General features: G+C 35.5%; 8 protein-coding genes. 3 read left to right on the forward strand and 5 right to left on the reverse strand.

Annotated elements, in window-relative coordinates; translation table 11 throughout:
- Positions 1-43: 43 nt before the first annotated feature.
- The 3 genes from BM296_RS14380 to BM296_RS14390 all read left to right on the forward strand — a co-directional run bounded on the left by BM296_RS14380 (position 44) and on the right by BM296_RS14390 (position 10,722).
- Positions 44-8,620 carry a T9SS type B sorting domain-containing protein gene (locus BM296_RS14380; RefSeq protein ID WP_091903963.1) on the forward strand — a complete coding sequence of 2,859 codons (8,577 nt, stop codon included), beginning with the start codon at positions 44-46 and terminating at the stop codon, positions 8,618-8,620.
- 249 nt (positions 8,621-8,869) lie between these two features.
- Positions 8,870-9,499, forward strand: coding sequence for a carboxylesterase family protein (locus BM296_RS14385; RefSeq protein WP_245787029.1), 630 nt, complete (start codon positions 8,870-8,872; stop codon positions 9,497-9,499).
- Between the two features lie 14 nt (positions 9,500-9,513).
- Complete coding sequence (locus BM296_RS14390; protein WP_143099081.1) at positions 9,514-10,722, forward strand: multiheme c-type cytochrome; 1,209 nt, start codon at positions 9,514-9,516, stop codon at positions 10,720-10,722.
- Positions 10,723-10,810: 88 nt separating this feature from the next.
- Here the strand turns inward: BM296_RS14390 and BM296_RS14395 are convergent, their stop codons facing one another.
- From BM296_RS14395 to BM296_RS14415, 5 genes are all read right to left on the reverse strand, one after another.
- The gene (locus BM296_RS14395; protein WP_091903970.1) at positions 10,811-12,571 is read right to left on the reverse strand and encodes a RagB/SusD family nutrient uptake outer membrane protein; all 1,761 of its coding nucleotides are present in this window, start codon (positions 12,569-12,571) and stop codon (positions 10,811-10,813) included.
- 25 nt (positions 12,572-12,596) lie between these two features.
- Positions 12,597-15,896 carry a SusC/RagA family TonB-linked outer membrane protein gene (locus BM296_RS14400; protein ID WP_091903972.1) on the reverse strand — a complete coding sequence of 1,100 codons (3,300 nt, stop codon included), beginning with the start codon at positions 15,894-15,896 and terminating at the stop codon, positions 12,597-12,599.
- 390 nt (positions 15,897-16,286) lie between these two features.
- On the reverse strand, positions 16,287-19,619 hold the full coding sequence (locus BM296_RS14405; RefSeq protein WP_091903974.1) for a VCBS repeat-containing protein: 3,333 nt from the start codon (positions 19,617-19,619) through the stop codon (positions 16,287-16,289).
- Positions 19,620-19,787: 168 nt separating this feature from the next.
- Positions 19,788-21,509 (reverse strand): RagB/SusD family nutrient uptake outer membrane protein, encoded by a 1,722-nt coding sequence (locus tag BM296_RS14410; RefSeq protein ID WP_091903976.1) that lies wholly within the window; start codon positions 21,507-21,509, stop codon positions 19,788-19,790.
- A 4-nt stretch (positions 21,510-21,513) separates the two neighbouring features.
- Positions 21,514-24,726: a SusC/RagA family TonB-linked outer membrane protein gene (locus BM296_RS14415; RefSeq protein ID WP_245787030.1), complete on the reverse strand. Its 3,213-nt coding sequence runs from the start codon at positions 24,724-24,726 to the stop codon at positions 21,514-21,516.
- Positions 24,727-25,125: the final 399 nt, after the last annotated feature.

Below are 25,125 nucleotides of genomic sequence, written 5' to 3' on the forward strand. Positions count from 1 at the left end.
TAGATCCCAAATCGGTATTGTTCTTAAAAACGAAACTTAACCTATGCTCCCAAAACAACAGCGGTATGCGCTGTATGTACTTTTACTGATTGTTATATCAGTTATAGGTACTACGGCACTAGCCAACTCTAAAGTAACTACTTTATACGAAGAGGTGGCTCTTGTAATCGAAAAGGCTGTTTCGATTTCTACCAAAAACCAACCCAATTCAGAAAAAGAAGTCATAGTTACACGAAAGTCTAATTTAGCTGCTTCGGCAATGTTTTCAACAATAATTGTAGGTGCAGACGCTACTGAGACTTGTAACGATAACGGATTCACAATTGCACGATTCAATTTATGTGGAGATTATGATGATCGTATTATAAGTTTATCCGGTGGTAGTCATACTTCAGTTTCATGGCAAGTATTGGGAGGTTCTTGTACACCAAATGTAAATACTGAATGTCCAAATACTGGTTCTTGTTATACTGAAGTTTATAATGGGCCTACATTTTCGTTAGATGCTAGTTCGGTCTCTTCAACTACAGGTGGCGAATACCGAGTTGTTGTAGACGGTCAACCATATTACTTTAAAGTAAAGAAAAGTACAATTACCCAAACCTATGTAAAACAAGATTACATCTGTGGAGTAGATGGTAGAATTCAAATAACCAACTTATCTAGTGCCTACGAGTTTAGTATTGATGGTGGTACAACTTGGCAGGGTGCAATATTCTCTGGTCTAGCTCCTGGTACGTATAACGTTAAGGCAAGATTAAGAAATACAGCTAATACATGTGAGTATCCTTATGAGCCTATTGTAATAGAGGAGAAGGAGATCGAAATCGAAGCAACTTTTACCGATGCCTTATGTAGTGGTGATACAGGAAGTATAACAGTTACTGCTTCAAACGTTCCTGGTCCTTATAAATATACTTTATTAAATTCTAGTGGTGTTGCCCAAGAATTTACAGCTTACATAGCAACAAATCCTTATACTTTTTCAGCTGTAGGATTTGGTACATATACAGTACAAGTAGAAACACAACAATGTAAGGGAGACCCTTTAAACGGAATTAGTGCTCCAAGACAAACGGTAGATACCAGTGGAAATCCTTTAACAATAGGTGCTGGGGCTTCTGCCTTAGATGCCTCAACTGAAGTTAATAGCAGTTTTGGATGTTCAAATATTTCTAGCGTAGATATTACTTTAAATACTACAGGTGGTTCTGCCCCATATACTTTTACGGTTAACGGTGGTAGTGTGCAACCTTCATTTGGAGATGCTTCTACAGATTCTGGTACAACAACATATACGGTATCATCTGCAGGAACATATGATTTTGTTATTACAGATAGTAATGGTTGTATTATTAATGCTTCTTCTGATGTAGAGGATTTATTACCACCAGATATTACTGTTACAGGTATTGATGGTACTTGTAGTAATGGTGGTGCAAAATTAGAATTTACTATAAATAACGGTAGAGGTTATAATATATCGTATAGAGAAAGTGCTTCTGAACCATGGGTAAGTACTCCGCAGATTTCAGTAGCTGCAGGAACTTATAATGATATTGAAGTAAGATACCAACAAGGCGGATTTGAATGTACTTTAGATTTGGCTTCTGTAACGGTAGATACGGTTGGCTCATTAACAGGTAGTGCAACTAAAGTTACTGATGTTACTTGTACAGGTGCTGGTACTAATGGCGGACAAATTGATTTTGTTGGTCCATTTTCTGGTGGTTCTGGTAGTGGTTATGTTTTTAGTATTGACGGAGTTAATTTTACGACTACTACATCATATACAGACCTAGCAGCTGGTACATATACACCAATAATTCGTGATGCAGGTGGGTGTCGTTTAGAACTTACTGCTATAGAAATTTTAGACACAGATCCGCCAACAGATATAGATTTTGTAACATCAGATAGTAATTGTGGTAATAATACGGTAGATGTACAATTATTAACTACAAGTAATGCTTCTATTGCTAACTATAGCATAATTAGTCCAGCTTCTGAAGTTCATGATAATTTTGGTAATGACACTTTCGATGATCTTGATGCTTCTCAAGCATATATTTTCCAAATTACAGATGTAAACGGGTGTACTTATACTGAAGGATTTAGACCTGTAGTAATTAGTTCTATTCGTGTTCGTGTAAAGTCTGGCGGAGATTTAAGAGTTTGTAATGGTGAAACAGATGGTACAGGTACTTTTATTATTGACGGATTTGCTAATAACTATACCTATGATATAAATGGAGGTTTATTCACCGGCGGACCTCAAAGTGCAAGTGAAGTAGTTTTACCTTCATCGGGTGTTGGTACGTATACGATTACCGTAACAGATGCTGATACGGGTTGTACGGATACCACTTCATTTGATATTCAAGATGCACCAGTTTTAGATTTGTCTACAAGTACGGTTACAGATATGAGCTGTGCAAATGGCAATTTAGGTGCTGTTAGAGCAAATGCAACCGGCGGCTGGGGTGCATTCAGATATACTTTAACTCCACCGGTAGGTCCACAAGTTGGTCCTAAATCTGGAAGAACATTTAGTAATCTTTCTGCAGCAGGAACATACACATTAACTGTTGAAGATGCAGAAGGATGTACAGATACGTTTTCATTCGATTTAAATCCTATTGATGCGCCAAGTATTTCATTAGATGGTCCAGCTTCTGATTTCTGTTTTGTTGCAGGTGTTGGTGCAACAGTAGCAGTAACTTCTAGTGCAGGTACTGCAGCTATTGGAACGCACCAATATAGAATTAACGGAGGAACATTACAGGCTGGCGCTTCTTTTACAGGTCTTGCACCTGGTAATTATACGATTGAAGTGGTAGATGGTAATGACTGTTCAGATAGTCTACCTATTACAATAGCACCTCAATTAAGGGTAAATACAAGTATTACTACTGAAATACCTTGTGGTGGAGCTGATGGAAGAATTAGTGTAAATGTAAACGGAGGTTATACTTCTGGTGCTGGTGCAAAGCAATATGAAGTTAGTTCTGATGGAGGTGCTACTTTTGGTACTGCAATACCACTTACTTCCGATACTTTTGATTATGATACAAATATACCTGGAGATTATGTTTTCAGAATTACAGATAATAATACTACCAGCAGTGGTTGTATAGCACAATCTGTTTCTATTACTTTAAACCCACCACAGAATATTGCTGCTGCATCTTACGTAGCTAGACCTGTAAGTTGTAGTTCTACAAATAATGGTGCTGTTACAATCATTCCTGATGCAACAAGTGGCGTACCACCATATGAAGTTAATTTTAATGGAAATGGATGGGGTTCAGAAACTGTATTTTCAAATTTAACCGTTGGTACATATTCATACTTGGTAAGAGATGCAAGGGGTTGTGAAACGGTTGTAGATACTTTTGATATTGTTTTGGATACTACTCCACCGCCAGCAACAATTGTTTCTGAAATTCAGGCTACTTGTGGTGGTAGTGGTCCGGTAAGTGGGGGTATTACAGTGGATGTCACCCAAGGTACCCCAAATTTTGATTTTATTATTGAAGATAATACGGGCGTAGAAATTACACGTAGAGAAGATGTTGATCCTACTGCATTACCATTACAAATATTAGATGCGGGCTTGGTAACTGGTAACTATACGGTAATTACAGTAGATTCTAATGGTTGTACAGATATAGATACTGTTACCATTACTTCTGATGAAGTTGTGATAACACCTATACCACCGCCAGCACCAGTTGATTGTGATGATACAGCTTTTACTTATGCTGTTTCTGTTAGTGGTGGATCAGGTTCTTATGAGATAAGATTATTAGATCAACCTGCTTTTTATAACTTAAATAATACACCGGCCACTGATGATCATACATTCAGTAATGTTTCGGACGGTATTCAGTATGGTGTAGCTTATACCGTAGTTGTTTTAGATGTAGGTACAGGTTGTACTTATGAACAAGAAATACCACCAATAGACGGTTTTTCTGCTTTAGGTGTTATAGCAGAATCTACACCTGGCGCTTGTGATACTAATAGGAACGGAGAAATAACTTATGACATTACAGGTTATAATATTGGTGATTTATTAAGAATAGAATTGATAAACAATGAAGATGGGTCAAGTATTATACTTGAGAATTCAGTTTTAACTACAGGCTCAACTTATAATGGAGATTATCCAGAGTTACCAGGTGATTATCAAATATTAGTTACTAATATAACAGATACTTGTACAGCGGCAGATTCGGTTTTAGTCCTTCAAAATTTACCGGACATAGATATTTTACAAGAAGTTCCAGCCAATTGTAATGCATTTGGTCAAGTAACCGTACAAGGTAGAGGAGGTTCTGGCGGACCATATGAGTTTGCCTTTATGGACAATGGTATTTCACCAACTGCTTCAGATTGGACTAATGAAACTACATTCTCTGCGCCAGATGGTAATTATGATGTGTATGTAAGAGATGTAAGTGGTTGTACTTCTTTTGATATTGCGACTATTATATCACTAGATCCAGATTTGGCAGTGCCAGAATTTACAGTTGTAAATCAGTGTGATCCTACATCTACTGCTTTTGATATTACGGTGAGAGTGCCTAATACTATAAATACGCCTAGATTTACCTTAGGTGGTGATGAACAATTACCGACGATAGTAGGTAGTTTTTGGGAATATACGTACATAGTTAGTAGCCCTGGGGATTATGTAGTTGATGTGGTCGATGCTAATGGCTGTACTAGTCAAGGTACTGCTACAGTTTATGACTTTTTATCTGCTACAGGAGAGTTTTCTACAGACAGTACTTGTAATGATGCAGATGGCGTTATAACAATAAGTACTAACGGTGGTAGTGGTGATTTTACTTTTGAACTTACAGGAACGGATTATAATTCAAATTCAGTGGGTCCTATTACCCAAACTAATGATCCGTTATTCACAGGGTTGACACCAGGAACTTATGAGGTGTTAATTACTGACCGTGTTGTATTTGATGGAACTATATATTGTTTTACAAGAGTTTCCAATATCATACTTAATCAAGCTGCACAACCAGTTATTATTTCTGAAGAAGCAATTGATATTAGTTGTAGAGATGAAAATGATGGTTCTATAGAGGTTGTTGTTGGTCCGGCTAATGCAGCTGTTCCATTTACATCACAGGATACACCATTAACATATATTTTAAATAATTTAACGACAGCTACAGAGCAGGACAGAAACACAACAGGTGCATTTTCTGGATTGCCTGCAGGTGATTACCAAGTTCAAGTAGTAACCGCTCGTAATTGTGAAGTTTTATCTGCTATTCAAACAATCGATAATCCTGATGCTTTTAGTATTACTGCTAGCGCTCCGGATTTTGCTTGTGAACCTGGTGCAAATCGTTATAGTTCAACAATTATCACTGTAAATGTTGTTGATGCAGGGACAATTGGTTCTGGTTATCAGTATAGTATTACAGGATTTGAAAATTATCAAACAGGAAATACATTTGAAATAATTGATAACGGTTCACCTCAAAACATTACGGTTTACGCAATAGATGGTAATGGTTGTCAAACTACTTTTGATGTGCCAACTATTAATGAACCTACAGATGTTATACCTACTATTGTCGAGGTTGATATTTTAAACTGTAGAGATGATGAGCGTGTACGTATAGAGGTTAGTGGTACTAGCGATTTTACGGTAAATACTGTTTCTGTTATTCCTGTGGCTCCTGTTTCTAATTCTTCTGGTAATAACTATGTGGATGTTTACTTGCCTGAAGAGGGCGATTACTTATTCGAAATAACAGATAACACGGTTGGTTGTACCTATCCAATGCCGGTACACACGGTAAATGCACCAATAGTGCCTACAGCTTTAATTAGTGAAGCAAAACCCGTTAGTTGTGCTGTTCCTGGAAATGATGGGGCATTGTTTATAACAGTTGGTGATTATGTAGGTGAGTTTAACTATGTTGTCTATGAAGCAACTGATGACACTAGGTCTACACCATTGGCTTCGGGTACGTTTAATACAACTGATTTTCCAGATATTAATGGCGACGAAGCACGTATAAATAATTTACCTGGTGGTAATTTAGTTGTTGATGTTGTTTCTGTTGATACACCGTTTTGTTCAGGAACTAGTAATGTTACCAATATTAGAACTCCAAATGGTCCATTAGTAGTGACAGCGGATTCTATAGGAAATGTTAGTTGTACAAACGATACTGGAGAAATTGTTGCAATAGGTACGGGCGGTTGGGATACTACACCATATGAATATAGATTGTTAATGAGTACCGATGGTGGTGCAAGTTATACTTCTGAAGTTGCAGCATTCTCGGTTGATAATGAATTTACCGGCTTATCTTTTGGTTTCTATGAAGTTGAGGTTAGAGATGTTGAAGGTTGTACAAGTACTGTAGAAATTGAGTTGGAAGAAGTTCCACAAATAATAGCAGGAATTAGAGAGCCACAAAGTCTAGATTGTCCAAATGGTAACAATGCGGTGCTTGAAGCTTATGATACTACATCTGGAGATGCTATTACAGCTACAGCTGGAGCAAGTGGAGGTTTTGCAGGTGCAGGTTATAACTATACACTATTGTATTTAAGTGGTGACGATAATACAGCCGTTGTTTCGCAGAGTGGATTACAGAATACACCTACTTTCATTGGCGATAGTGGAGGATATATAAGCTCAGGTTGGTACGCTATTGAGGTGTCTTCTAGTTTTGGATGTTCATTTGTTACCGATGCTTATTTTGTAGATCCACCACCACCAATTCAGCCAGTATTGGTACAGACAAGAGTACCTGGTTGTGGTGGCGATGGTGAAATGAGAATGACGGTAGAGAATCCTGATCCTTTGTTTACGTATGAATACTTAAGGGTTGAAAACGGAGTAACTATTGGTACTTATGTTCCAATGACAGGAAACTCGGTAACTATTACAGGTGTTCAGGGTATAACGTATCAATTTGATGTTAGAAAGGTGAACTCAGCAGGTGCTTGCCCGGCAATTCGTTCTAATGGTATTACCATGACAGATGCTACGGATGTTACCTTGTTTACAAACTTAATAGATGATATTTCATGTGCTTCTGAATTGGATGGTAGAATAGAATCATTTGTTGGTGGTGGTGTAGGTGAAGATTTATTCTACTTATATATAGGTGATCCTGTAGATGCATTTAATCCTGCGGCTACGGCAACCCTAGTAAGAGGTCCTCAGGATAATGGTACTTTTGAAGGTCTTCCAGAAGAAACACAATATTATATCGCTGTAACTAGTGGGTCTACTTGTATGAGTATAGGTGGTCCGTTTGAAATCGTAAGACCTGATCCAATTATATTTGATGCTGTACCCACCAACGTTACTTGTAATGGTGAAGAAGACGGTACTATTACGGTTTCTGTAAGTGCTGGTGGCGAAGGATTAATTCAGTTTGCAATAGCACCAAACTTTAATGATTTCTTTAATGATTCTGATAATCCAGGTACATATACTTTTGAAGACTTGGCGGCAGGTACTTATGAAATATTAATTAAGGATGATAACGGTTGTTTTGAGAAAGATTTTATCACCGTTGAAGAGCCTGATCAAATTCAAGTTATAAACATTGAAACTACCGATGAATTATGTATTGGTGCAAACAATGGTACTGTTGTTTTTGAGGTTGTTGGTGGTACTCCTTTTGATGATGTGACTGTAAACCCTACACCATATTTTGAGTATAAAGTTGAAATGGTTGATCCCGTAGATGAGACAGGTACAGCTACATTTGCTCCTTATACTGGAGAAATTCTTGAAGATTTACAAGGAGGTGCATCTTATATTATTTATATACAAGATGTTAATATGTGTACTGCTTCAGAATTGTTCACAATAGATATAGGAGTTGATTTAACTGCAAACCCACAAGTACAATATGGTTGCGAAGGTATTTTCCCTACCAGTACCACAACTATTCAATTGGCAAATGGTAATTTGTTGCCTGAGTTAATGTTTGCAATTGATCCAATTGATCCAACCGATGCTATTACGGCAAATGCCACAGATGAGTATGTTTGGGGAGATTTACCGGCAGGTGATCATATTGTGTACATCTATCATGAAAATGGTTGTACGAATATGGTAGAATTTAGTGTAGAAGGATATGAACCTTTGAGTTTGGTCGTAGATAAAACAGGACCTAATGAAGTTTCTGCTTCTGCGGCAGGTGGTTATGGAGAATATGAATTCTTTTTCAATGGTCGATCTTTTGGAGACGAGACTATCTTTACTACCAATGAAAGTGGATTAGTAAATGTACGTGTAAGAGATGCTAGAGGTTGTGAGTTAGAACTTAGTGTACCATTTGAATTTACAGGAATGTTAGAATTCCCTAATTTCTTTACTCCGGATGGTGATAATTTAAATGATATTTGGTCACCTAAAAACAGAGATCTTTTTGATGGTGTTGAGGTGAGAATTTATGACCGTTATGGTAGAGTAGTTGCTGTATTAGATGAAGTAAGCGGTTGGGACGGTACCTACGAAGGTAAAGAAGTGCCAACAGGAGATTACTGGTATGTAGTTAATGCAAATAGTGATGCAATTAAGTATGTAGGTCACTTTACGTTATACAGATAAAGAAGGAATATAATTTTGAAAAAGGAGATGCAATTTGCATCTCCTTTTTTGTTTTACTAAATTCTTATATGTTTAACTTTTTAATCAGGAATTGATCTAAAGATACTTTAACTTCAAAAGAACTTGTTTTTAGGGTACATTTGGTTGAAAATTTTGCTGTCAATGATGAGGTCTATTGTTTATATTATTTTACTAGTTATTTTTCAAAGTTGCGCATCTCAGGTAAAACCAATTCTGATAGATTCAGAAATGGAAACCAATGTAAAAGAAAATCTTGCCTATTACTTGTACTACCCAGAAGATTATCAAGAAGAACCAGAGAAAGATTTTCCAATCTTATTGTTTTTGCATGGTGGCGGTGAATCTGGCGATAGTTTGGTTACCGTGAAAAGAAATGGACCGCCAAAGCTTATTGTACAAGGCAAAAAATTTCCTTTTTTAATACTGGCACCTCAAAATCCGAATGCAAAAAAATGGTGGAATACTAGGGCTGTAAAACAATTGTTAGATTCTATTGTTGACAATAATAGAATAGACAAACGTAGAATATATTTAACAGGATTGAGTAGGGGAGGTGGTGCCGCATGGGAATTGGCAGTGCAATATCCAGAAACTTTTGCAGCAATGGCGGTAGTCTGTGGTATGACACCTTTGCCTTATGCTTCTTGGATCAATAGAAATATGCCTATATGGGTATTTCATGGGGAGAAAGATAAATCTATTCCTATTTCTGAATCGGAAACTATGGTCGCCAAATTAGAGGAAATGGGTTACGAGGTTATCTTTACAAAGTATCCGAATGTTGGGCACAATGCATGGATAAAGGCTTATGAAACTGATGCTTTATATGATTGGTTCATGAATCAAGAATTGAAATAATAATAGAGTTTAAAATGAATAATAGCAAGAATGTAAAATATATCATATTAAGTATTCTTGGGTTATTATTGATTTATCTTTTTTGGTATGTAAAAAATGCTGTTGAGATTTCAGAATACCTTGAGCCCGAAATAGTAGCCACTCATTATAATGGTACTAATTATGTAGGGTCACAAACTTGCCATGAGTGTCATGCAGATATTTACAAAACGCATTTAGAAACTGCTCATTTTAATACTTCATTTTATCCTAAAGAGGGCTCGATTAAAGGAAATTTTAGTCCAGATTCAAATGAGTTGGATTTAGGGAGTGTTCGATTAAAAATGGTTGCGGATGAAGAGGACTATTATCAACTGTCAAATGTTAAGTATAAAACTAAGGAAGTAGTAAAGTCGAAAATTGATATTGTAATTGGCTCAGGTGTAAAAGGACAAAGCCACCTTAATTGGAAAGGGAATGATTTATATCAATTACAGGCTTCTTATTTTCAACCCACGGACTCTTGGGTAAATAGTCCTAATTTTCCAGAAAGTGCATTGAATAGAAAGGTTGATGATAATTGTTTAAAATGCCATGTAACCTTTGCTCAGCATAAAGATGAAACTAGCGAGAGTAAATCTTATGATAGAGAAAGAATAATTTTAGGTATAGATTGTGAACGTTGTCACGGTCCTGCAGAGAATCACGTAAAATATCATCGCCAAAACCCAGATGTTTTAGTTGGGAAGTTTATAGATGATTTCAAGAAATATAATAGACAGCAGCGTTTAGATGCTTGTGCAGTTTGTCATTCTGGTTTACAGGCTCAACAGATAAAAGGAAATCCATTTTCATTCATTGCAGGAGACACCTTGTCTTTGTATTCCAAAAATTATAGAAATGTTAATTCAAATACTAAACTAGACGTTCATGGAAATCAAATGGGACTGTTGAGTGAAAGTTCATGCTTTATAAATTCCCCGAAAATGGACTGTATTACATGTCATAATCCTCATGAAAATCAGAGGGGTAATGCTAGTGTGTTTAATGCCAAGTGTTTATCGTGCCATGAAGTTAATTCTATAAATAAGGTGGTTGAGGGGCAAGAACATACTGCATCTCAAAATTGTATTAGCTGTCATATGCCTTTAGTGCCTTCTGAAGTTATGAAGTTAAAAGCAGAAGATGGAATAAATGAGATACCTGTTTATATAAGAACACACCTTATTGGTATTTATGAATGATTCTAGTAGTATATAAAAATATAAAGAGTGGTTAAAACTGTTTTAACCACTCTTTATGCAACTAACAATTAACAATACTATTTATACTTTAATAAGCTGGATCTTGTGTTAATGTAGGTTGCCCGTCAATAGCTGATCTGTCAATAGCCTCAATAGGAATAGGGAAAAACTCATTCTTGCCCTCTACAAATGATCTACCTTGTAAATAACTTCTCAATTGAGATTCACTTGCGATATAAGCATTAAGTGTTTCTGCAGCGATTCCCCAACGTTGAAGATCAAATAAACGGTGTCCTTCCAATGCAAACTCTAATCGAGTTTCAAATCGTACTGCTTTTCTTGCTACTGCTGGATCTGTCCATGCATCGTCATACGTTGCTATTTCATAATTAGCGGCAGGAGTTCCTTCAACAATTGTAAAGTCATTACGTTCTGCGCCTTGTGTTGCCCTTGGTACAAAACCAGCAGGGTTAGCAGCTCTTGATCGTATTTCATTTACTAATTCTCTAGCTCTTTCTAAGTCACCTAATTCAACTTCAGCTTCAGCTAACCATAAATAAATCATGTCTAATCTCATGATTCTATAATTATTGGCAGAAAGATTACCCCAGCCACCTTGACCAAAAGCTTCTGGCTCTGCCACATGCTTCATTGAAAAGAAAGGTCCTGCATACGTTAAATCACGTACAAAATCAGTTTGGTAAATTTTGAAACCTTTGTATAATATACCTGGTCTACCAACTGAATGATCTAGTCTAGGATCTAATGTGCCTGTATAGGTAGATAGCGTGGTAGTTTCATCAGTTTCAAACGGAACGTTAGAATCATTGAAAGTATCCAACATTGGTAATCCATTTTCCGTTTTGTATGCATTAACTAAGTTCTGTGAAGCTTGGTAGAATCCACAGCAGCCCCAAGGATCAGTGTATGGATGAGCTAACCCAATACCTCTATTAGAAGCACCATCTGCAGCACTACTAATTGCATACTGTACTTCAAAAATTGATTCTGTATTGTTTCGTGTTCCAACTTTGAAATTATCTTCAAATTTATCCATTAATATAAATGGACCATTGTCAATAATATCATCTAGAATAACCTTTGCTTCACCCAATTTAGTGGTGTTTGCGTTACCTGCTTCATCCCATCCTTGGTACATTTTTGCTTTTGCTAAAAATGCTTTTGCTGCCCATTTTGTTGGTCTACCAACGTCACTTTGTGTGGTTGGTAATGTGGCTACCGCTGCCTCAAAATCAGCTTCAATTAGTGGCCAAATTTCTCTGTCATTAGGTATTTTGGTGCTTTCAAGATCATTTAATTGAAAATTTGTGTCATCAACATATACAGGTGATCTCCACATTTTTCTAGCCTCAAAATGAAATAATCCTCTTAAAAATCTAGCTTCAGCAATTATTTGAGCTCTTCTTTCTTCAGATATACCTTCTTCTACCGATGCAAGTGTGGTTAATGTAATATTAGCATTTGCTACACCTTTGTATAAACCTCTCCATTTATCACGTATGTGAACGTTAAATGATTGAAAGTCATAAGCTTCTATGAATGATTGTTCTGGTTGATCCCCAGCATCTGTACCTTTTAAAGCATCATCAGAAGCTATATTGAATACCCAACTATGAATATCATTATGCCATGTTTGTCCTTCAAGACCACCACCTGGCACCATGTTATAAGTACCTATAAGTAAGTTTTCAACACCATCTGGAGTTGCCACGTCTGCCTCACTAAATTGACCTTCGGGCTGTCTGTCTAAAAACTCATCACTACATGCAACGACAAAAAGGAGTGCTGTAATTAATGAGGATATATAAATCCAATTTCTCTTTTTCATGATATATTTAATTAGCATTTTCAAATTATTTTAAAGTTACATTTAAACCTAAAGTAAATGTACGGGCTACAGGTAAACCACCACCATCATAACCTAACGTTAGGTTTCTTCTTGAATCATCAGTATTACTTAATTGTACTTCTGGGTTAAGCCCTGTGTACTTAGTAAACGTTACCAAATTTTGACCTTGAACATAAATATTAGCATTAGCAATACCGCCAATAGATTCTAATAAATTTTGATCAAAATTATAAGTAAGCTGTATGTTTTTCAAACGGAAAAACGAAGCATCTTCAATGAAGTAAGATGAAGGACGACTACTAACAGCATCGTTACGATCCATTATTGGAGTAGTAGCATTTGGATTAGCCGCTACCCAAGTTGAAGGGTCAGATTGTGGATTTGTTGGTTGCCATGCATCATAAAGTGCTCTTGTTGATTTATTACCTTGAAAGGTATTGAAATCCGCAAAATAACGAGTGTAGTTAAAGACATCATTACCTTGAGATCCATTACCGAACACATTAAGCGCAAGGTTTTTATAAGTAAGGTTTATGTTTATGCCATAAGTGAAGTCTGGGTGAGGTGTACCTATTACCGTACGGTCATCATCATTGATTACTCCATCATTATTTACATCTTCAACTTTAAATTTACCAGGAGCGTTGTAATCTCCGTAAGGAGCCCATGCATCTGCTTCTGCCTGAGATTGGAAAAGACCTAAAGTCTTAAATCCATAAAAGGAAGAAACTGGTAAACCTTCTTGTGTTATTGATAAGGCAGGAATTCTTTCACTTCGTCCAAAAATACGAATGTTCTCACCACCTAATTCAGTTACTTCATTATCATAAGTTGACCAGTTTACATTTACACTATAACCAAAATCACCCTTATCATCACTATAACCTAATCCTAAATCAAGACCTTTATTTACCAATTCACCAACGTTAAAAGAAGGTACGGTTGCTTGACCTGCAGTATAAGTTGGTGGAACCTCAATCAACATATCAGAGGTTGTACGACTGTAAATGTCCAAGTTGAAATTCACCTTGTTATCAAACATAACGGCATCTATACCAAAGTTACCTTGAGTTGTAGTTTCCCATTTAGCATTTGGGTTACCGAAGGCTTGAGTAGAGAACCCTATAGTTGGTGAACCTGTACTGCCGTCTATTGGGTAGCCACCAGTATTAATATCTGAACGGAAGGTCGTATAGGCATTGTAATCTCCAATTTGTTGGTTACCTGTTTGTCCCCAACCATATCTAAGTTTTAAGTCATTTATCCATTCAACGCTATCCATAAAGCTCTCGTCAGATGCTCTCCAACCTAAACTAAATGCTGGAAAAACTGCACTATTTGCTGCTTGTTGAAATCTGGATGAAGAGTCATTTCTTAATGTAACTTGTGCAAGGTATTTACCATCATAATCATAGTTTAATTTTCCGAATTGTGACCATAAAGAATAATCTTGCCATACATAACCACGGTTACTTGATGTGGTTGCATCTCCTAAGTCTAAATAACTTATAATATTATTGGTTTCAAATTTGAAACGTTGACGAGATGCTTCAAAACGCTCCTCAAATTGTTGAATAGATTCAACCCCAACATAGGCAGCGAAATTATGCTTTTCATTAAATGTTTTAGAATAACTTACCGTATTGGTCCATGTCCATTGATATTCATATTGCTCACGAGCTGTAGAACTATTGATAAAGTTACCTTCTACATATTCTGGTTGTGGTCTTCCAATATCTCTATTTCTTTCCACTCTACTATCTAAACCAAAACTAGAACGAACACTAATGTTAGGTGTAATGTCATAATTTGCAAAAACATTCCCTAATAAACGTAATCCATATGTACGATCGTCCTGGTTTCTAGATAAGCTTGCAAAAGGATTGAAATTGTTACCCAAGTTAGCACCTCTACTTCCTGCAAAGTTACCGGCAATATCATAAATAGGTAATAGAGGATGATGTTTATACGACCCTTGAACAGGACCTTGTTCATCAAAATTATTTACAACGCCTTTTTTGTTTTCAAAAGAAGCGGTAAAATTTTCACCTAAAGTTAATTTTTGGCTTAGAGCTTTAAATTCTGTATTTGCTCTAATAGATACTCTATTGTAATCAGAAAATTTAATAATTTCTGATTGCTCAAAATAGTTTAAACTAAAAGCATATCGTGCATTTTCAGTAGCACCCGAGGCAGAAAGATTATGACTCATTATAGGAGCGGAACGTGTTATGGCATCCCACCAATTTGTATCTGCCGATTCTGTGATTGCATAGATATTATCTGGTGTCAAAGAATATAAACTTGGGTCAGTACCATCATCACCAGCATTTGCTCCACTTGGAAAAACAAAATCTGGAATAGTTACTTCTCCATTTGGTCCATAGCTATATTGACCGTGACTTGGTGTTACACCAGCGTATAAGTCAGCTAAATATAAATATTCACCCAAATCTGCTGCGTTTAAAGCATCAACATCCTCTGCCGCAGATTGTATTCCATAAAAGGTATTGTAGGTAATTTGTGGTTTGCCCATTTTACCTTTTTTTGTGGTAATGATGATTACCCCATTAGCAGCTCTAGAACCGTAAATAGATGCGGCAGAGGCATCTTTTAAAACCTGTAATGATTCTATATCATTTGGGTTTAGGTTAGATTGTGTCTGAGAAGGAACCCCATCAATAATATATAATGGGTCATTGTTTCCTAAGGTACCAAAACCTCTAATACGCACGGTAGCTTCACCACCAGCTCTTGCGTCGTTAACAATATTTACACCAGCAGCCCTACCTTGAAGTTGTTGGGCGAAGGTTGTTGCCGGAATAGCTAAAAGGTCATCCGTATCAACTACAGTTACTGCACCGGTCAAGTCTTTTTTCGCTTGAGTGCCGTAGCCAGTTACTACTACTTCATCTAACTTACTGGCATCTTCCTGAAGAGTAACGCTAATAGTTGTTTGATTGTCAATAGCAACCTCCATGGTTTTAAAGCCAATATAGCTAATTACTAGTGTCGCGTTACTTGGTGCGTCAATAGTATAATTCCCATCAAAATCGGTTTGGGTACCGTTAGTTGTACCTTTTACAAGTACACTAGCCCCTGGCAAGGGACCCATTTCATCTGAAACCGTTCCTGTAACGGTATTTTGAACAATTGTTAGTTTAACTTCCTCGGAAGTTGTTAATTTCTCATTTGCAACGATTTCTTGCGTGCAAATACAAGCTAAAATCAGTAGAAATCCGTTGCTTAGGAATGATGAGCGTCCTTTGGATTTCACTGATTTAAAATCTAATTTTTGATTCATAATAAGTGGTTGTTTAGTTAATTGTTGAATTATTATCAATTCTTAATGTGTGTTAAGAATTACATAATATTTATATAATATTAGTTAATATTATATCAAATAACCAGTATAAATGCTAAATTTTTAAGAAAAATACACTTATGTGTTGATAAGTGTTACTTATCGATTTGGAGGTGTTGTCTGTCGTTAGTATTGGAAGTATCCTATTGCACTTTTCATCTTTTTTGGTATCTTAAAATATGCAATTAGAGGTATTTGTGTTAAAATATTTTGCTTTTGTAATTATAGAACACAGTATTTTTTTAGTTATTAGGAAATTTTTAATGAAAAGAAATCGGCTGGCACATTTTAAAAATATGCCAGCCGATTTCTTTAGTTTAGTTGCAACTTTTAGTTCTTCTGAAATACCCGAACAGAGTCTCTATTCTGAGTAACGACATAGTATGGATAATTTTCTTTGTTACTTTTAACGGTAGCTATACTTTTTGAATCGCCTGGTACTAAAAATCCGCTTTCTTGAGTAGGTATCGTTTTAAAATTTCCTTTGCCATCATTCTTTAATAATAAGCCGTTGAATGCGTCATATCGTCCTATAAAAACTTCATTTCCAAAATCGTTACCAACTAATAAGATATCTTCATTGCCGTCATTATTATAATCTAATGTTGCAATTCCGTTGATTGGAGCAACTTGTGCTTCTATTGGAAGTAGTTTGTAATTAAATTTTCCACCACCAAGGTTTTCGATATATATACTTTTATCGAAATTGATAGTCAGTTTTTCAACTCCGTCTAGTTCTTCATCTGTAAAAAGTGTCGTTTGTGTTGTATTTGCATAATCTTTATATAAATTAAATTTTGATCTAAATAATGGACTTTGCCCAAATAGGTCTCCTCCAAAATTAACAGGAGCAGAGATATAAGTGGTATCAGAGTAGTTTTTTTTCAAGTATGCAAAAGCTATTGGGTCTACAGTTCCATTCTTGTCAAAATCCTTATAAAGCACATCTACGGGTTTGTTTTTATTTGGCTGGAAAATATTGTTGTTTCCTAGATTGCCTACTATGAAATCTATGTCTCCATCATTGTCAAAATCATGAGCTTTAATATTTTGCCACCATCCAAATAAATGATCAAGCCCTGTTTCTTTAACAGTTTTAAACCCGCTCTCTTCATTTTTAAAGAATGTAATAGGCATATATTCTCCTACTACTATTAAGTCTAACCTGTCATCATTATCAAAATCTAGCCAAATTGCATCCGTTAACATTCCAATATTCCTTAATTCTGGAGCTAACGTGTCTGTTACGTCTTTTAAAACTCCTTTTTCATTAACCAATAAGAAACTTTTTTCTGCAATTGGAAATTTTGCAAATGGGGTTCTACCTCCAATAAATAAATCTGTATATCCATCATTATTGAAATCACCTGCCGTTACAATAGATCCACTAGCTTGTATAACTGGCATTTTGTCTTTGCTCAATTTAAAGTTACCTTTTCCATCATTGATCATTAGGCGATCAGTGTAAAATTCTAACCCTTTCATGAACTCATTACTTCCAGATACTAAGTAAAGGTCTAAATCACCATCGTTGTCAAGGTCAAATAAAACCATACTTTCTTCTTCAAACGTTTTATTATAAACATCAGTAAATAGGGGAGTGTTAGAAAAAATTCCAGCTTTATCTTGTGTAAATAGTCGCGGAGAGGCACCAGAAGAGCTTCCAATTATAAAATCCTCATAACCATCACCATTAATGTCACCCTTTACAATACATGGACCGTTTTGGGTTAGTTTTTTAGGTAAAATTCGCTGAACATTAAAATCAACCATATCCAGTTCATCATGAGCATAAGCAATACCAATATCATTTGATATTTCTTCAAATATTGGAGAATACTCCTTTTTCGCTAGGGGAAAAATTAATGTGTTTGAAGTTATTTCGCTTGCATTATTATAATCTAAGTTAATGGTAGTGTCTATACTTAATTGATCTATTTTTTGATACTTACCATCTGGCCATACTATTTCTAAAGATGCAACTTGGTTTTTATCATTCAACCCAAAATGAATAACATCATCTACACTAGACATGTATCCTCTGGTAAGATATTGCTCATGGTATTGAAACTCCTCTTCATTTGTTCTTAATACTATTTTAGAGCCAATTCCATTTTTATTATGATTTAAACCACTAAGCTTTACTTTTAAAAAGTGTGAATTCGTCTTTTCTGCATTATTAGTATTGTTTTGGAAAAGAAATGCTTCGTCATTTATGTTGTTGACCACATAATCTAAATCACCATCATTATCAAAATCACAATACGCTGCACCATTAGAAAATGAAGGTATATCTAAGCCCCAGTCATTGCTTGAATCATTGAAAGTGCCCTTTTTAGTATTCTGAAATGAATAATTTGGAATTTTAACTACCGGTATAGAATCAAGTATTTGACTTGGACTTAAAAATCTACGTACGTTAAAATTAAACTCTCCAAAATCCAAGTCGGTAATGTCTCTTGGAAATCCGTTGGTAATGAATAAATCCTTGTAACCATCATTGTCTGCATCAAAAAATAGGGGAGACCAGCTCCAATCTGTTCTAGATACTCCGGCTAATAAACCTATTTCACTATATGGCACATTTGGTCCTTGGCCAACTTGTAACATGTTACGCATATATTGGTGGCTGTAACCATACCTTTTGTTCATGACATAGTCATTATATTTTGTATCTCGTATGGTAGTTTTTAGTCTGTAATTTGTTTCTCCTAACATATCTAAAGTGATGATATCTAAATATCCGTCATTGTTAAAATCGGAAATATCATTACCCATAGAAAATTTACTTTGATGCTTTATTAAATCATCTATATTGTTGTTAAAAGTCCCGTCTTGATTATTAATATATAGGATGTCATTGGTGAGGTAATCATTACTCACATAAATATCTGACCAACCATCATTGTTAATATCAGATATGGCAATACCTAAACCATAACCTTCTATGGTTATGCCTGCTTCAATAGTTACATCTGTAAATGTGTTGTCTCCGTTGTTGTGATATAAACGGTCATTACTTAGTGCAGAACCATCCGTTATTTTCTTTCTATAATTGGAAGGGAGAACATGAACGTCAACGTTATTTAATACATATAGGTCTAGTAGTCCATCTTTATCATAATCAAAGAAAGTAGCGTTCATACTATTGCCCGTATCTGCGATACCGTACTCTTTAGCTAATTCTTTAAAAACAGGAACTCCGTTTTCGTCTAGTCCTTGATTTACAAAGAGCATATTAGCTTTGTCTTCTTCCGATGGATACATGGCTGCACATATATAGATATCTAAAAAGCCATCATTATTTATATCTACTACAGCTACACCGGTTTTCCATTTACTTTTTGCGGCTGTTCCACTTTTTTCTGTTACATCGTTAAATTTTAGATCACCTTTATTTAGATAAAGTTTATTACTGACTTGATTTCCGGTAAAAAATAAATCTGGTTTATCATCATTGTTAAAATCACCAATGGCAACACCGCCACCATTAAATATATATTCACTGGTAAGAATATTAAAACTATCTGTCTCTACTATTTTATTAATGAAAGTTATGCCTGAGTCGTCAGAATCAACTTTAGAAAATAGTTTAGGATCTGTTTTGTTGCAAGAAGAAAGTGTTATTAAAACGAGTAACGAAAGTGATAAAATATTTTTCATGCTGATAGGGAAGAGTGGTAGTTGAATACTTTATTGGACTATAAATTATAGACAAATAAAAAGTGATTTGTTTTGTTGATTTTGATAGGCTTAAAGATAATAAAAAAGAGGCTGTTTGTTGAAACAGCCTCTTTCTTTGTACTAAGAATAATTGAATATTATTTTTAATTAATATCCAGGATTTTGAGTTAAAACTCCACCACTTTGATCAATCGCGTTGATTGGAATAGGGAATAAATCAAATTTTTCAGTGTAAGTTCCAAAACGACCGTAGTTAGACTGAGAAATATCTTCAGCCTCTCTTGCTATATAAGCATTGATAGTTTCTTGAGCTATACCCCATCTTCTTAAGTCAAAAAGTCTATGACCTTCCATACCAAATTCTAAACGACGCTCAAAACGAACAGCATCACGTGCGAATTCTTGAGTAGCAAAAGTACCATAAGGCTCTATTTGATAGTTAGCAGCAGCAGCATCTCCAGCTTCGTTTTGAACATAAGTCATACTTTTTGCTCTTTCTCTAACTTGGTTTACATAACTTAAAGCTAATGGTAAATCTGGAGTAGATTTTTCAACAGCAGCTTCTGCAGCCATTAAAAGAACATCTGCAAAACGCATTACGTTGTAATTGATACCAGACCAGTCTGATCCCCAACCACCCGTACCACGGTTGGCATCTACTTCATCAGCTTGATAAATATTCTTCTTAGGAAGGTATGGTCCAGATATATCTGTAAAACCAGCTCTAATCCACTCTTTACCTGGGTTAAGACCAAATCCGTTATAATCTATACCTCTTCTAGAAACTGTATAATCTAATCTTGGATCTAAAGGACCTTCAAAAGGAGTAAAATCTGTTGGTGTTTCACCATCTTCTTCAAAAGAAGCCAAGCCATAATCACTAGTAACATCTGTGTCATAGTAGTTATTCAATAAAGGAAGTCCAGTACCATCTGTTTGGTAAATGTTTACCAAATCTTGAGTTGGTTGATAGAAACCACAACAAGTACCTAATGGTCCACCACCAGGAAAGTTTAATGTACCTGCACCGTTACCATTGAAAGAACGACCGTCATCTGATACAAACTGAATAGCGAACATAGATTCAGAACTGTTTTCTCCAGCAAAGTTGAAATTATTAACAAATTCTGGGTTCAAAGAATATGGACCTTCAGAAGCTACATTGTTTAACAATGTAAATGCATCATCCCATTTTTCTTGATATAAGTAAGCTTTACCAAGAAACGCCTCAGCAATCCATGAGTTAGCTCTACCGTTTACAACATCAGAACTTAACAAGCTCATTGCTTCTTGGAAATCAGCTTCAATCTGAGCCCAAATAGGACCTGGATTTGGTTGATTAAATTCTTTATTGGTTAAATTTTCAACTGAAATAAATGGAACGTTTCCATAAAATTTCTGAAGTTCAAAATTATAATAACCTCTTAAGAAAAGTGCTTCACCTCTTTGTTGTGAAAAATCTCCATCAGGAATCTGACTGATTAATTCAAGAACAGCATTACATCTATTTACACCCCCAAAAAGAGCACTCCATCTACCTAAAAACCAGCTATTACCTGTTTGCCAATCTAAAGTTTCTAATTGAAACAGTTCAGTATTATCACTATCGGTACTACCTCTATGTGCATCATCTGCAATTACATCGGTCCACCAGTTATCACCACCTGCAGAAACACCTTCACCTTGACGGTTAATACGTTCTCCATCCAATACAGAATAAGCAGCGGTTAATTTTAAGTCAACACCAGTGGCATTTTGTAATGCTTCATCTGAAAGAGCTCCTGTTGGAGCAATTTCGGTAAAGTCATCACTACATGCACCTAGCATCATGCATGTGAGTATAGTTGAATAAATTAATTTCTTTTTCATTTTTTTAAAATTTTAAATTAACTCCTAAAGAGTAAATTGAGGCTAAAGGATAGTTGTTATCAGATACGCCTATTGTTAAGTTGTCTATTGCTCCATTATCACCAAATCTTGGTTGTAATTCTGGGTCAACCCCATCATAACCAGTTATAGTAAGCAAGTTGGTTCCTTGAAGATAAAAACGAACACTATCCATACCTAATAAAGCAGAAACTTGCTCATCAAAAGTATAACCGATTTGAAGGTTTTTTAATCTCATGTAAGAACCATCTTCTACGAAGAAAGAGTTAGAGTTTCCTTCGTTGTTAGTAATACTAGCACTTAGTGCAGGTAAAGATGCATCTAAGTTATCTGGAGTCCAAGAATCTAATACTCTTGTACTTCTGTTAGCATTAAAGAATGTTGGAAAATCTGTATAAACTTTATCATTGTTAAAGATTTCATTTCCTTGAGAACCTTGTAAGAAGGCAGACATATCAAAACCTTTATAACCCATAGTTAAGTTGAAACCATAAGTGAAATCTGGGTGAGGACTTCCTATGAAAGTTCTATCGTCATCATTAATAACGTTATCACCATTAATATCACTGTACTTGAATCTACCTACACCGTCAGCAGCAGTTGCGAATCCTTGATCAGCACTAGCGCTAACTTCAGCTTCTGTTGCGAAAATACCTTCAACAATTCTACCGTAGAAAGAAGAAAGTGGCTCACCTTCTTGAGTTCTTGTTACAGTACCAGTAGTTCTAAAACCACCCCAACCTGGTTGGAAAGCATTAATTAACTCGGTAACTTCATTTTTATAACTAGAGAAGTTAACATCAATACCGTATCTAAAACCTGATTCAGTTTGGTCTGCGAAACTTAAAGTAGCATCAATACCTTTGTTTTGTATTGATCCAAGGTTAACATAAGGTGGAGCAGCATCAATTGCAGTTGAGCTAATTAAGCTACCATCTTGGTTAATTAAATCTTTAGTGTTTATAACAAAGTATTCTGCTTCAAGATTTAATTTGTTATTAAAGAAGCCAAGTTCTACACCAAAGTTGGTTGTTTCACTAGTTTCCCATTTTAAATCTGGGTTACCTACAGCATTTAATACAGCTCCTTGAGAAACACCGCCACTACCATTAAATCCGTAGTTACCATATTGTTCACTCAAAACAGAGATGTTAGTTGTAGGGTTGTTTACAGGTAATGTTTGGTTACCTAATTGACCCCAAGATCCTTTAAACTTTAAACGGCTAACTACGCCATCGGTAGGCCAAAAGTTTTCATTACTTACTACCCAACCAGCACTGAAAGAAGGGAAGATGTCACTCTTGTTGTCACCTAAGAATCTAGAAGACTCATCTTGTCTTACTGTTGCAGTTAATAAGTATTTACCATTATAGTTATAGTTTACAGTACCAAATAATGAAAATAAAGATGATGCGTTATCATAAGCATATGCTACGTTTGGAGCACCACCACCATTACTTAGCAAGTAATATTCAGGAGTTTCAAAGAAGTAATCAGTTCTGGTAATTTCCTTTCCTTTACCTGTTACATTAACTGCTTCAACACCTACCAATGCATTAATGTTATGGTCGCCAAAAGACTTGTTATAGCTTAAAGTGTTAGACCAAACCCACTCGTAAGAATCTTGATCAGCTTCCCTTAAAGTGTTTGTAGAAAGTGGCTCTGATGATTCTGGAATAAGAGCTCTAAAACGTCTATCATTATATGCTCTAATAGATCCACCAATTGATGTTTTAAATTGTAAACCTTCAATGATGTCTAAAGTCGCATAAATATCACCAAAAACTCTTAGGGTTTTGTTGAAATCATCTGCTTGTCTGTTTGCTTCAGCTACTGGGTTGTTTGGATTAGAAAGTCCAGTATCATTACTGTAATTACCTGCATAGTTTCCTTCATCATCATAAACAGGTACTAAAGGAGACATTCTAGTTGCAAAGTTGAACCAAGATTGACCACCACTTCTTCTATCAAAAGAAATATTTGTGTGTTCACCAATTTTGATTTTGTCACCAATTTTAAATTCAGAGTTTAAACGAATAGAACCTCTTTTAAAACCAGTTGCAATTTGAATACCTTGTCTGTTTAAATAACTAGCAGAGAAAAGAAATTTAGATTGCTCGTTACCATTTTCTAATGTAATAGAAGCATTTTGGGTAATAGCTGTTCTGTAAATTTCATCTAACCAATCTGTTCCACCGCCTGGTTTTACCGTAGCGCTAACAGGAGCTCTTTGTAAAGTTGCAGGAACCACAGGAGTTGGACCATCACCATATTGAGCGTGAGATGGTACCGCACCGTCGTTTCTTAAACTTTGAAAAATCATTTCACCGTGTTGCTCAGTATTTAAAAGCTCAGGAACATTGGTAGCTTGTGAGAATCCAGTATACATATCTACTGATACTCTAGCAGAATCCATATTGTATCCACCACTTTTAGTTGTAATAATAACAACACCATTAGATGCTCTTGCTCCATATATTGCTGCAGCACCATCTTTCAAAACGTTCATTTGATCGATATCTGCAGGGTTAATAGAATTTAGGATACTGGCATCATCAGTTTGTACACCATCAATAATATATAATGGGTCATTACTGTTACCTGTACCATAACCTCTAATTCTTACTACAGGAGATGCTCCAGGAGAACCGTTATTTGTAATTGTTACACCCGAAACTCTACCTTGTAATGCTTCAGCAGCATTTACAATAGGAGCTTTAGTTGCTTCAGAAACATCTACACTACCTACAGAACCAGTTAGGTCACCTCTAGTTTGTGTTGAATATCCTGTTACAATAACTTCATCAAGTGCAGCAGCATCTTCAGCTAAAGTTGCATTAACGCTTGATTGGCCGTTTACGGCAATTTCAGTGCTTTTAAATCCTATATAGCTGAAAATTAATGTAGCACCATCATTTACATTTAAGCTATAGTTACCATCAAAATCTGTTTGTGTACCATTAGTAGTACCTTTTTCTACGACGTTGGCACCAGGTAATGGTTGTCCAGACTCATCAAGAACGGTTCCGGTAATAGTAGATTGAAGCATTTTTACTTCAACTTCGTTTGAAGTACTTGTGTCTTCATTTGCTTGGGCCAGTTGGGCTCCTAAGCAAACAAGCATTGATAAAACCCCAGACTTAATAAAGGAAGACCTTTTTCTGGATTTCATCAACGTGTAATCACGTTTTTGACTCATAATCATTGTTGTTTGTTAGTTTAAATTAATTGTGTAGAATTTGACCTTTTAAAATTTAGTATTGCAATAGTTAAATGTTAAAAAAATCAAAATCCGGTATAATAATAGCAATTTTAGTTCAAATACCGATAATTCAATAGCGTTAAATTATGAAGCTAATAATACTATTGTGGATCATTGTAAATGTTATAATCTGTGTTTATATACGTAATCATTAAGGTATCAATAATTTAGGGCTATTGAAATTTTCAAATTGTCAAGTTAAAATTTTAACAACTTTAGTTGATTATGTAGATAAAAATTACGTTAAAAGGTAATATATAACGTTGTAGTATTTGATTTTTTCCTTTCGAAAATTTGAAAAAAGGCAAGATGTTTTTAGATTTAAAAGGGTTTTTT

The sequence above is a fragment of the Maribacter stanieri genome (genome assembly GCF_900112245.1).
GTDB classification, from domain to species: Bacteria; Bacteroidota; Bacteroidia; order Flavobacteriales; family Flavobacteriaceae; genus Maribacter; species Maribacter stanieri.

Excerpts from the sequence above, each read along its gene's own strand:
- BM296_RS14410 (WP_091903976.1), bottom strand. The coding sequence starts at position 21,509 with ATGAAAAAGAAATTAATTTATTCAACTATACTCACATGCATGATGCTA.
- BM296_RS14395 (WP_091903970.1), bottom strand. The coding sequence starts at position 12,571 with ATGAAAAAGAGAAATTGGATTTATATATCCTCATTAATTACAGCACTC.
- BM296_RS14405 (WP_091903974.1), bottom strand. The coding sequence starts at position 19,619 with ATGAAAAATATTTTATCACTTTCGTTACTCGTTTTAATAACACTTTCT.
- BM296_RS14380 (WP_091903963.1), top strand. The coding sequence starts at position 44 with ATGCTCCCAAAACAACAGCGGTATGCGCTGTATGTACTTTTACTGATT.
- BM296_RS14390 (WP_143099081.1), top strand. The coding sequence starts at position 9,514 with ATGAATAATAGCAAGAATGTAAAATATATCATATTAAGTATTCTTGGG.
- BM296_RS14415 (WP_245787030.1), bottom strand. The coding sequence starts at position 24,726 with ATGAGTCAAAAACGTGATTACACGTTGATGAAATCCAGAAAAAGGTCT.
- BM296_RS14385 (WP_245787029.1), top strand. The coding sequence starts at position 8,870 with ATGGAAACCAATGTAAAAGAAAATCTTGCCTATTACTTGTACTACCCA.
- BM296_RS14400 (WP_091903972.1), bottom strand. The coding sequence starts at position 15,896 with ATGAATCAAAAATTAGATTTTAAATCAGTGAAATCCAAAGGACGCTCA.